Origin of the sequence: Alicyclobacillus acidoterrestris (assembly GCF_022674245.1) — a bacterium.
GTDB lineage: Bacteria > Bacillota > Bacilli > Alicyclobacillales > Alicyclobacillaceae > Alicyclobacillus > Alicyclobacillus acidoterrestris.
In genome coordinates this window covers 4,210,820-4,222,202 of sequence record NZ_CP080467.1, presented here as the reverse complement: position 1 = coordinate 4,222,202, position 11,383 = coordinate 4,210,820, and the positions used below count along the sequence as shown (strand labels likewise).

The 11,383-nt window shown below is 51.3% G+C and carries 13 protein-coding genes; all 13 read left to right on the top strand.

Annotation, left to right across the window (positions count from 1 at the left end; all coding sequences use genetic code 11):
• Positions 1-480 precede the first annotated feature (480 nt).
• The gene (rpmH, locus tag K1I37_RS20870; protein WP_081654075.1) at positions 481-615 is read left to right on the top strand and encodes a 50S ribosomal protein L34; all 135 of its coding nucleotides are present in this window, start codon (positions 481-483) and stop codon (positions 613-615) included.
• A gap of 77 nt (positions 616-692) precedes the next feature.
• Positions 693-1,031: a ribonuclease P protein component gene (gene rnpA, locus K1I37_RS20865; protein WP_021296362.1), complete on the top strand. Its 339-nt coding sequence runs from the start codon at positions 693-695 to the stop codon at positions 1,029-1,031.
• A gap of 22 nt (positions 1,032-1,053) precedes the next feature.
• Entirely contained in the window at positions 1,054-1,272 is a 219-nt protein-coding gene (gene yidD / locus K1I37_RS20860) for a membrane protein insertion efficiency factor YidD (protein ID WP_081654076.1), read from the top strand.
• Positions 1,273-1,286: 14 nt separating this feature from the next.
• A complete protein-coding gene (gene yidC / locus K1I37_RS20855; RefSeq protein WP_021296363.1) occupies positions 1,287-2,381 on the top strand; it encodes a YidC/Oxa1 family membrane protein insertase in 1,095 nt (364 codons plus the stop codon).
• A 29-nt stretch (positions 2,382-2,410) separates the two neighbouring features.
• The gene (jag, locus tag K1I37_RS20850; protein WP_021296364.1) at positions 2,411-3,061 is read left to right on the top strand and encodes an RNA-binding cell elongation regulator Jag/EloR; all 651 of its coding nucleotides are present in this window, start codon (positions 2,411-2,413) and stop codon (positions 3,059-3,061) included.
• Positions 3,062-3,133: 72 nt separating this feature from the next.
• Complete coding sequence (gene mnmE, locus K1I37_RS20845) at positions 3,134-4,516, top strand: tRNA uridine-5-carboxymethylaminomethyl(34) synthesis GTPase MnmE (protein ID WP_021296365.1); 1,383 nt, start codon at positions 3,134-3,136, stop codon at positions 4,514-4,516.
• Between the two features lie 75 nt (positions 4,517-4,591).
• Complete coding sequence (gene mnmG, locus K1I37_RS20840; protein WP_031218560.1) at positions 4,592-6,478, top strand: tRNA uridine-5-carboxymethylaminomethyl(34) synthesis enzyme MnmG; 1,887 nt, start codon at positions 4,592-4,594, stop codon at positions 6,476-6,478.
• A complete protein-coding gene (gene rsmG, locus K1I37_RS20835; RefSeq protein WP_021296367.1) occupies positions 6,471-7,175 on the top strand; it encodes a 16S rRNA (guanine(527)-N(7))-methyltransferase RsmG in 705 nt (234 codons plus the stop codon). Before mnmG ends, rsmG begins: the two co-directional genes overlap by 8 nt.
• Before the next feature lie 154 nt (positions 7,176-7,329).
• Positions 7,330-8,190 (top strand): nucleoid occlusion protein, encoded by an 861-nt coding sequence (gene noc, locus K1I37_RS20830; RefSeq protein WP_021296368.1) that lies wholly within the window; start codon positions 7,330-7,332, stop codon positions 8,188-8,190.
• Between the two features lie 178 nt (positions 8,191-8,368).
• A complete protein-coding gene (locus K1I37_RS20825; RefSeq protein WP_021296369.1) occupies positions 8,369-9,136 on the top strand; it encodes a ParA family protein in 768 nt (255 codons plus the stop codon).
• A complete protein-coding gene (locus tag K1I37_RS20820; RefSeq protein WP_021296370.1) occupies positions 9,129-9,989 on the top strand; it encodes a ParB/RepB/Spo0J family partition protein in 861 nt (286 codons plus the stop codon). Before K1I37_RS20825 ends, K1I37_RS20820 begins: the two co-directional genes overlap by 8 nt.
• A 12-nt stretch (positions 9,990-10,001) precedes the next feature.
• Positions 10,002-10,721: a DUF554 domain-containing protein gene (locus tag K1I37_RS20815; protein ID WP_021296371.1), complete on the top strand. Its 720-nt coding sequence runs from the start codon at positions 10,002-10,004 to the stop codon at positions 10,719-10,721.
• Between the two features lie 95 nt (positions 10,722-10,816).
• Complete coding sequence (locus tag K1I37_RS20810; protein WP_021296372.1) at positions 10,817-11,341, top strand: DUF4446 family protein; 525 nt, start codon at positions 10,817-10,819, stop codon at positions 11,339-11,341.
• The last annotated feature ends 42 nt before the right edge of the window (positions 11,342-11,383 follow it).

The following is an 11,383-nucleotide window of genomic DNA, read 5'->3' as shown; positions in this document are numbered from 1 at the left end:
TTGAACTGATGGCCCTCCTAAAGAAAAAACATAAAAACTTCGCACAACCCCAAAATGCCCGGTGTTACGCGAAATTTTCCGGTTGTCCCCCGTTTGATGTGGATTGAAAACGACGGAACTACACATATTCACTCGATGTGGGTAATGTTATCCACAACGTGTGGATAAACTTGTGGATACATTGATTAATTCACAGGGTCTGTGGATGATTGCAGCGACTATATTACCAGAAAAGACGATAGTCGAGCAATGTCGAAATAAATTATCCACAAAACCCACAAAGCTGCGAAAAATGCGGTTTCCACATGTGGAAATGTGTCTAAACTTGTGGATGTTTGTCTGTGGATAACCTGAAATGGGGATTTGTTTAGAAAGTTGTCCACATGTGGATTGTTGATGAGAAGAAGGCCTTGTTTTCGTTGACAACTGTGTGCTTGTCATGTATCCTTTGTAACGTCTGTCTGCAAGGGAGGTGTCCTGATGAAACCGACCTATCAACCGAATGTACGGAAACGCAAAAAGAACCACGGATTTCGCCAACGCATGGCCACAAAAAATGGTCGTCGGGTTCTCGCAGCTCGCCGTAAACGGGGACGTAAAGTTTTGTCAGCATAAAGGCCACGATTCGTGGCCTTTTTTAATGATTGTCGATAAACCTTAGTTTGGTTTTGGTTGCGGAAGGAGGGCGAGTGATGCAGAGTCAGTACCGGTTAAAGGAGAATCGTGACTTTCGACGCGTATTTCGTCGAGGAAAATCGTTTGCGACGCCGCGACTGGTATTGTATTATTGCGACAATCGCCTGTCTTCTTTTCGCGTGGGATTCTCCATTAGTAAGAAGGTTGGCAATGCGGTGGTGCGGAATCGAGTGAAGCGGGTGTTGCGCGCGGGATTTCAATCGCTCGTTCCAGAACTCTCGGATAAGCCAATCGATATGGTGATTGTCTGCCGCAAAGACGCTGCAGAGTCCGATTACCACGAATTGATGAACGATGTCATGAAACTCCTTCAGAAAGCCAAAATCGTGGTATGATTTGGACGAGGAGCTGAGTGGAATGAAGTTCATTCTTCTCGCATTTATCCGCTTTTATCGGAAGTGTATATCTCCACTAACACCCCCCAGTTGTCGCTTTGTTCCGACGTGTTCGGAATATGCGATGGAGTCGATCATGCGGTTTGGGGCCATAAAGGGTGGATGGTTGGCAGTCAAGAGGTTAGTCAAATGTGGGCCTTGGCACCCGGGCGGTGTCGACGAGGTTCCGTTACCGAAGTAGTAGGGGGATTTGTGTTGGAGTCAAAGCGTAAACAACGCAGATGGACGTTCGCACTCAGCGCTTTGGTAGTCGTCGCGCTGACTGGTTGCGGAATGTATCCGAAGAAGCCGGGAGATTGGCCGCACAATGTCTGGGGAACCGTCCTCAAGGCCATTTCGGATGTCATTGATTTCTTGGCCCGGCACTTGGGAGATAGTTACGGGCTTTCTATCTTGATTGTCACCATTATTGTCCGGTTGATTATTCTTCCGTTGTTTATCAGGCAGATGCGCTATCAGAAGTACATGATGGAATTGCAGCCTGAGATGCAAAAAATTCGTTCGAAGTACAAAGGCGACAACCAAAAAATACAGCAAGAGACCATGAAGTTGTACCAAGAGCGCGGCATTAATCCGGCAGCAGGCTGTTTTCCAATGGTCATCCAGCTACCTGTGCTGTATGCGCTTTATGGTGCCATCATGGGCAACTACGGTTTACACCACAGCGTGTTCCTCGGCATTTGGCAGCTTGGCGCGAAAGATCCATATTACGTGTTGCCGGTTATCGCGGCTTTGAGTACGTTCCTTTCCTCGTGGATCACGATGCGAAACCAACCTACTCAACAACGTGCCATTTTGTTCGTCATGCCGGTGTTCATCTTTATTATCGGAATGCGGTTGCCGGCTGGATTGGTTCTGTACTGGGTGTACACGAACTTGTTCACGGCACTTCAAACATATGTGTTTATGAATCGCAGGGCTGCAGCAACAGCGGCAGTTCCCGCTGCGGCTACCACGACGTCGCGTTCGCGCGGTGCGGGTGATAAGTCGGGTGGCACATCGAGTGCAGGTAAATCTGGTACTCGGACAAGTACAGCGAAAGGCAAATCGTCCAACGCTGGTCGTGCAGAGAACAAGTCGTCTGGAAAATCAGGTTCTGCGAAGGTGAAATCTGGTTCTGGCAAACCTGGCACAGGCGGTTTAAAGTCAGGTGGCAAGCAGGGAAATCAGGCGACAAAGGCAGCGACGACTTCAGATGATACCGTGAAAGACAAGCCAAATGAGGCGAATAAAACGGCACCACCAGACACGACGAGCGATGCCCCAGTTGATCATCCGCGGGACGAATAGACCTTTATCGCGACTGAAGGGGAAGTCAGATGAAGCGCTTAGTAGTAACGGGTCGAACGGTCGAAGAGGCAGTGACATCGGCGCTCGTGAAACTTGGGGTGCCGAGATCGCAGGCACAGGTGCGTGTGATTTCCGAGCCGGTGAAAGGGTTGTTTGGATTCCTTGGTGGGAAGGATGCTCAAGTTGAAGTGAGTGTTCCGCAGAGTCCACTCGAAAACGCGCGTGATTTTGTCGAGACGGTATTGCGCGAGATGGGTGTTTCGGCCAGGGTGACCATCGATGCGGATGAGGAGACGGACGCGGAATACGTCGTGAACGTCGATGCGGACGCTGATGTTTTGCCATCGCTGATTGGACGGCATGGGTCAACGCTTGATTCGCTGCAGTATCTGGTCAATATTGTGGCGAATCGGGAGCACGAGGGGTTCGTGAAGTTTTCAGTCGATGCGGGGGCTTATCGCAAACGGCGGCGTGACAGCTTGCGACGTGCAGCTGATCACGCTGTGGAACGGGTGATTCGAACGGGCCGAGCGGTTTCTATGGAGGCCATGTCGCCTGCGGATAGAAAATGGGTTCATACGTATTTGCAGGCGCGCACCGATATTTCCTCGTTGAGCGAGGGTGAAGAACCGCATCGCAAAGTGAAAATTGTACCCAGGCGAAATGAGTATCGCGTGTAAGTGTCGTGATGGGATCATGGGCCCTTCTCTGTTGGAGGAGGGTATCTTTTTTGTTCGGAGGAGGCGAAGCAAGTGAATCTGGAGACTATCGCGGCCATTGCCACTGCACTGGGCGAAGCCAGCATTGGTGTCGTTCGGGTGAGTGGAGAGAACGCCAAGGCGGTCGCCGAACGCATGGTGCGGACGCCGAAGGGGCGCAGTGTATCGTTTTCTGGACCGCGTAAAATCCTTTACGGACAAATTGTGCATCCGCGTACGGAGGTCGTGATAGACGAAGGGATTGTCTTGTGGATGCCAGGACCTCACAGTTATACGGCGGAAGACGTCGTGGAGTTGCAGGTGCACGGTGGGATTCAGCTGGTTCAGACGGTGTTGGAGGCCACGCTTGCAGCGGGGGCGAGATTGGCGGAACCCGGGGAATTTACGAAGCGCGCGTTTCTCAATGGCCGAATGGATTTGTCGCAGGCTGAAGCCGTGATGGATCTGATTCGCGCCAAGACGGATTTTGCGGGCCGCGTCGCATTGCAGCAGGTTCAAGGGCGTTTCAGTGAAGAAGTTCGAAGCATTCGGCGTGCGCTCATCGAATTGCAAGCGCATGTCGAGGTGACGATTGATTATCCAGAGCACGATGTCGAAGCGGTCGCTTGTGAGCAAGTGGTCGAGGTCGGAACCGCACTGATGCGGCGTATCGGGGCGCTTTTGGATGGGGCGAAACTCGGTCAAATTTTGCGCGATGGTGTTGCGACAGCGATTGTCGGACGCCCCAATGTGGGCAAGTCGTCGTTGTTGAATGCGCTGTTGCGGCGAGATCGGGCGATTGTGACCGATATCCCAGGAACCACGCGGGATGTGCTTGAGGAGTACGTCAATGTCCGGGGAATTCCGCTCAAGCTTATCGACACAGCGGGCATTCGAGAAACCAGTGATGTGGTAGAACGAATTGGGGTCGATAAATCGCGGCAGTCCATACGCGAAGCTGAACTGGTGCTGTTTGTACTAGATGGCACGATGCCGCCGACACCAGAGGACGTCGAGATTTTGCAGAGTACGCAGGGCTTAAAGCGCGTACTTGTGGTCAATAAAATGGATGCAGGCATTCATCCGGAATTGGCGGAGTTCGTGGATGGTGCAGAAGCTGCTGCAGTCGTGCATGTCTCTGCGCGGGAACAACAGCAGATTGAGCAGTTGGAGTCGGAAATTGCGCGGCTTGTGCAGGGAGAAATGTCGCTGGAGCGGGACACGACGTACATGACAAACGTCCGCCAGAAGAATTTGCTCGAAGTGGCAACAACAGATCTAGAGATGGCTATAGACGCTGCGCAAGCAGGTGCTACACTAGATTTGATTGCGGTTCATCTGCAATCCACATATGAAGAGTTGGGACTTGTGATCGGTGAAGAGACGGGAGAGGACTTGCTCGACGAGATCTTTTCCCGGTTTTGTCTCGGAAAATAAGCGTTTTGAACATATCATATCACCGCGCGTTGGCGGGATTTGTATCGATTCTATAGAGATGGTGAGGTGACCATTGTGAATTTCTTTGCTGGCGAGTACGACGTCATTGTCATTGGCGCCGGCCATGCTGGTTGTGAGGCGGCGCTTGCGGCCGCGCGGATGGGCTGTAAGACGCTGTTGCTGACAATTAATCTGGACACGGTAGCGTATATGCCATGTAACCCATCGATTGGTGGCCCTGCGAAGGGCATTGTGGTGCGAGAAATCGACGCGTTGGGTGGGCAGATGGCGCGAAACACGGACGCCACTTACATCCAGATGCGCATGCTGAATACCGGCAAGGGGCCAGCTGTTCAGGCGTTGCGGGCGCAGGCGGACAAAGCGTATTATGCCCTGAACATGAAGTGGACGCTCGAGGCGGAGCCGAATTTGGATTTGAAGCAGGCGATGGTCGAACAACTGCTGACGGAGAATGGCCGTGTCAAAGGGGTTGTCACGAAGAGTCACCAAGAGTTTCATGCGAAGGCGGTCGTATTGACGACAGGGACTTATTTGCGCGGACGTATTTTTATCGGCGACGTCTCGTATGAAGGTGGACCCAATGGCCAGATGCCAGCGATTAAGCTCTCGGACAGCCTGTTAGATCTCGGCTTTCAGCTGGTGCGGTTCAAGACGGGTACGCCGCCGCGAATTAACCGCAATACCATCAATTTTGATAAATTGATTGCGCAGCCTGGTGACCCAGTGCCACAGCACTTTTCGTTCGATCCCGACACCAAACCGCGCGACCAAGTTCCTTGTTGGCTGACCTCGACCACCGAGGAGGGACACTCGATTATCCTCGAAAACTTGGACCGCGCACCGATGTTCTCCGGTGAAATCAAAGGGACGGGGCCGCGTTATTGTCCGTCGATTGAGGATAAGGTGGTGCGCTTTCGGGATCGGCCAAATCATCAGATTTTCCTTGAGCCAGAGGGACCGAATACATCTGAGTGGTATGTTCAAGGGTTGTCGACGAGCCTTCCGGAAGACGTGCAGTTGTCGCTCTTGCGGACGATTCCTGGGTTGGAGAACGCGGAAATGCTTCGGCCAGGGTATGCCATTGAGTACGATGCAATCGTTCCGACACAACTGTGGCCAAGCCTTGAGTCCAAGCGCGTCGAAGGGTTATTTACTGCAGGACAAATCAATGGCACCTCAGGTTATGAGGAGGCGGCTGGTCAAGGAATTATGGCCGGCATCAACGCTGCCCGCAAGGTGCGTGGGGAAGAGCCTGTGGTACTGTCGAGATCGGATGCGTATATCGCAGTGATGATTGACGATCTCGTCACAAAAGGCACGAACGAGCCATATCGGCTGTTGACTTCCCGCGCTGAGTACCGGTTGTTGCTGCGTCACGACAATGCAGATCTGCGCCTGATGGAAATTGGTCACGAAATTGGCTTGCTCAATGAGAAAGCATATGATCGGATGATGAAGAAGCGCGCAGGCATTGAAGTAGAATTGCAGCGCCTGCGGCGGACGAGGGTCAAGCCGGCGAGTGCCAATGAGAAGTTGGTGGAGTTTGGGTCAAAACCGGTGGAAGACGGCGTGACGCTGGAACAGCTGCTCCGCCGACCGGAATTGAGTTATGAACAGGTAAAGGCGTTAGATCCGACTGGTGGGGTCGAGTTAGATCCTGAAGTGGTCGAACAGGTCGAGATTCAGACCAAGTACGCGGGATACATTCAGAAGCAGGAACAGGTGATTGACCGTCAGAAGCGTCTGGAGCATAAACTGATTCCGCCTGAGGTAGACTTTTACAGCATCGCGGGGCTCGCGACAGAGGCAAAGGAAAAACTGACGAAAATTCGCCCGAGGACGGTCGGCCAAGCATCTCGTGTCGCTGGTGTGACCCCTTCCGATATCTCTATTTTGCTGGTCTATCTGGAAGCCTGGAGAGGAAAGGCTGCTAATGCTTGAGATTCCGTGGCCGAGTCCACTTTCTGAGAGACAACTGAATCAATTGGACCTGTTTCGGAACCTGCTCGTCGACTGGAATGAACGCATGAATCTGACTGCAATTACGGATGAGGAACAGGTCTATGTGAAGCATTTTTACGATAGCCTCGCCGTATTATTGACGCCGCAGTGGCAAGCGATGGCCAAGAAGGATTTGCGGGTGATAGATGTGGGGACCGGTGCAGGGTTCCCGGGTATCCCGCTTGCCATTGTTGAGCCTGAGATGTCGTTTGTGTTAAATGACGCTTTGCAGAAGCGGGTTGGCTTCTTACAGGCGGTTGTGGATGAATTGCAGTTGTCCAACGTTCAAGTGATTCACGCGCGTTCGGAAGATCTGGCGCGGGATGCGAAGTTTCGCAAGCAGTTTGATGTGGTCGTCTCTCGGGCAGTAGCGCGTCTGAATGTCTTATTGGAACTGATGTGTCCTTTTTTGGGTCAGAACGGTGTAGGCTTCTCGTATAAAGGTCCTGGTTTTGACGAAGAGAAAGCGGACGGCATGCGTGCAGCCAAAAAACTGGGTGCCGTCATACAAGAAGAACTGACCTACACCTTGCCGCTAGAGATGGGAAAACGGACGATTGTTCCGTTTCGACAAACGACGCCTGTTCCGAATGCGTATCCGCGTAAGGCGGGGGTTCCACAGCGTAAGCCGCTGTAACGTACAGCCCAGTGTCGGACGTTGTCGATGCGCATGGTATCTTGTAAATTTTTGATAATGTTTGTCGACCTGAAGGATTATTAGGCTTTGGTGGTGAAAACCAGAGAACAGTGTCGAGATATCGCTTTGTTCTGTGGAGAATTGAGGGGTAAGAATGAAAGAAGCGTGGGGACGGTTTATTAATCTTCGCGACTCGGGGAACACGAATGCGCAAGTGGTCCAACTCCCTGTAGGTGACATAGTATCGAACCCATATCAACCACGAACGATCTTTAATCAAGAGGCCATTGAGGAACTCGCAAAGACCATTCATACCCATGGCGTCATTCAACCGATTGTCGTGCGCAAGAAAGACAATCAATATGAGTTGATAGCCGGCGAGCGTCGTCTGCGTGCAGTTCGGCATCTGGGGTGGACAACCATTCCGGCCATCGTTCGGGAGATGAACGACGCGCAGACTGCGTCTGCGGCGCTGATTGAGAATCTCCAGCGCGAAGGTCTTACGCCCATTGAGGAAGCTGTTGCCTACCAGCAGTTGTTGGAGTTGCACGGTTTGACTCAAGAAAGTCTTGCGCAGCGTTTGGGCAAAGGTCAATCGACGATTGCCAACAAGTTGCGTCTATTAAATCTACCAGAAGCAGTACAAACGGCCTTATTGACGAAATCGATTACTGAGCGCCATGCGCGTGCGCTGCTTGCGATTCCTACTGAAGAAGTACAGATTGAACTGCTCCAGGAGTGCATCGACAAAGGCTGGAACGTGAAACAAATGGAAGAGCGCGTGAAGGCGAAACTCGCTGGATTCCAACAGGAAGGCCAGAAGCGCGGCCGGCCGCGGCGCAGAGGTCTGTCCAAGGACGTTCGATTGGCCGTCAACACCATTCGCCAGTCGCTAGAGATGATTGAAAGCACCGGACTCACAGTGAACTATGAAGAAGCGGATGAGGAAGAATACTATCAATTTACTATTCGCGTTCCAAAACAGAAAATCGCTCCGGCCCCGCAAGCGGAGTGAGCCAGTGCGGCAGCGGCCTTGATTGGGTCGCTGTTTTGTTTTCCCCACTCGCAGTCAACGCAAAGTCAAAGAGGCGTCGAATACCGATACATTTTTTTCGCCACATCTAAGCTGTTTTGCAGTAGAATGTGAAATAGTCACTTCGGACGTATGTTTCATGAATGAAGGAGGACTGTTTGTGTCCAACGCCCGAGTTATCGCTATTGCAAATCAAAAAGGTGGCGTCGGTAAAACAACCACAGCGGTCAACCTCGGCGCGTGTTTAGCGACTTTAAACAAGCGTGTATTGCTGATTGACATTGACCCACAAGGCAATACCACTTCAGGGGTAGGCATCAACAAAGCCGATGTTAAGTATTGTGTGTATGATGTGATTATTAACGACGTCTCGATGTCTGAGGCGGTCATGCCGTCCGGATTGGAGAACCTCTCTCTTTTGCCAGCCACCATTCAGTTGGCGGGCGCAGAGATAGAATTGGTTCCTACGATATTGCGAGAAGTCCGCCTTCGTCGAGCAGTGCAGACGATGCGCTCCCAATATGATTACATCGTCATTGATTGTCCGCCTTCCCTCGGGCTGTTGACCGTCAACGCGTTGACAGCAGCTGATTCGGTTTTGATTCCCATTCAGTGCGAGTATTACGCATTGGAGGGGTTAAGCCAACTGCTAAACACCATCCGCCTGGTCCAAAAACACCTGAATACGTCGCTTGAAGTTGAAGGTGTTGTTTTAACGATGTTAGACGCTCGAACCAACTTAGGTTTACAAGTCATTGAGGACGTCAAGAAATTCTTTGGTGAAAAAGTGTATCGCACGATTATTCCGCGTAACGTTCGACTCAGTGAGGCGCCGAGTCACGGCCGCCCAATCATTCATTATGACCCGAGGTCAAGAGGCGCTGAATCTTATATGGAATTAGCCAAGGAAGTGATTGGAATTGAGTAAACGTGGTCTTGGAAGAGGGCTCGATGCACTGATTCCACAATTGAACGTTTCCGATCATGATCACGTCGTTTCTGTTGACGTTCGGGACCTGCGGCCGAATCCATACCAACCTCGTCGGGAGTTTAACGAGGAGAAACTTCAAGAGTTGTCGCAATCAATTCTGGAGCATGGCATTATTCAGCCGTTGATTGTGCGAAAGAGTGAAGTGCGTGGTTTCGACATCGTCGCTGGTGAACGGCGCTTTCGAGCCGCGAAGTTGGCTGGACTGCAAGTTGTTCCAGCGGTGGTTCGGGAACTCAGCGACATTTTATTGATGGAAATCGCCTTGATTGAGAACCTACAGCGGGAGGACCTCAATCCAATTGAAATCGCCGATGCTTATGCAAATTTAATTGAGAAATGTCAGCTGACGCAGGAAGAGCTCGCACATCGGGTTGGTCAAAGCCGAAGTCATATCGCGAATATGTTGCGATTGTTGAATTTGCCTGTCCCAATTCGCGAGATGGTCTCTCGTGGAACACTGAGCATGGGTCATGCGCGGGCACTCTTGTCTGTCGAGGACGAAGCGCGTCAAATCTCGTTGGCGAATCAAGCCGTCGAAGAGGACTGGAGTGTACGTAAGTTAGAAACAGTGATTTACGAGCCCAAGAAAAAACTTGTTTCACGTGAAACACAGAAGGAAAAGAAAGTTTTGCCACTGGCGTATCGCCGATATGAGGAGCAGGTTCAACAATTCCTGGGGACTGCGGTTCGCATCCAGCACGGTAAGAAACGCGGTAAAATCGAGATTGAATACTTCTCAGAGGACGACCTTGAACGCATTATGCATCTGATGTTGTCCAGCATTCAATAGGCGGGTGTAGGCATGTTTCTCCTGGGTACGATTGTGGATGCGCTGGCCATCCTCGTGGGATCCGCTATTGGTCTCGCGCTGCCGCGCATCCCTGATCGGATGAGGGACACGGTCATGCAGGGACTCGCTCTTTGTGTCCTGTTGATTGGAATGAGTATGGCGCTTGGTGATACAGGTGACATTCTCATCATTATCGTCAGTGTGGTTTTGGGTGCGGTTCTTGGCGAATGGATTAACATCGATGAGGCGCTCATCCGCTTTGGTCATGGCCTTGAAGGCTTTTTTCAGCGCGTCTATAAGGGTCCGATTGCGGAGGGTTTTGTCTCCGGCACCTTATTGTTCTGTATTGGGTCGATGGCGATTGTAGGTGCGATACAGGATGGTCTGAGTGGCAATCATAAAACACTATTCGCAAAGTCCGTGCTCGACATGTTTACTGCAATTGTGTTCTCGACCACATTGGGTTTTGGTGTCGGCTTGGCCGCTGTCCCTGTATTTCTTTATCAAGGCGCGATTGCGCTGATTTCTCATTTGGCTGGGAGCGTATTGAACGCTCCAGATATCATCGCGTGCATCACGGGTACCGGCGGTGTATTAATTATCGGAATGGCATTGAATATGTACGGCATCAAGCGATTTGCAGTGGCAAATCTGTTACCTGCCATCGCGATTGCGCCAATTCTAAAGAGCACTTGGCCGCACATTCTCCACATCGTTCATGTCGTTTCATGAAGACTTCTCAACAAGTAATATTTGGGTGATGTGATGGATGAGTTTCACGTTATACTAGGTACAGGCATTGTCGCAGGAAGGGACGAAGTGACTCAATGTTTTGGTCGTTGTTACAGTCTTATTTACCGTACATAACTGTGGGCGCAGGCGTCCTATCCATGATTTGTCTCATTATTGCCATTGTCGCTTTGGCTTCCAGTCGGCGCATGAAACGTCGACTGTCGCAGTGGAAGGACATTGCCTCAACTTCTGACCTGGAAGATGTGTTTCTCAGCACAAAGCAAGCTGTGAAATCCATTCAGGAACAGATGTCGGATGTCGAAATGGCACTCGCGCAAATGCATGAGGCGTTGCAACGCAAAGTGTCGACACCAGTTATGCAACGCTACAACGCGTTTGCGGAAGTGGGCAGTGATTTAAGTTACTCGGTCGCATTTTTAGATGATGTGGGAGACGGCGTGGTGCTTACGTCGATTTACGGCCGGGACGATTCGGTGACTTACGGCAAGCCGGTCGTTCATGGCGATTCTGAGTACCTACTGACGGCAGAAGAACAAAAAGTCATAGAGTCCGTCATGCAGCATGAAGCGTCGGATAAGGTTAAGGTGAAGAGTTTGTAAGCGGAGACGCATGTCTCCGCTTTTTGCATGAATCGCGATTCT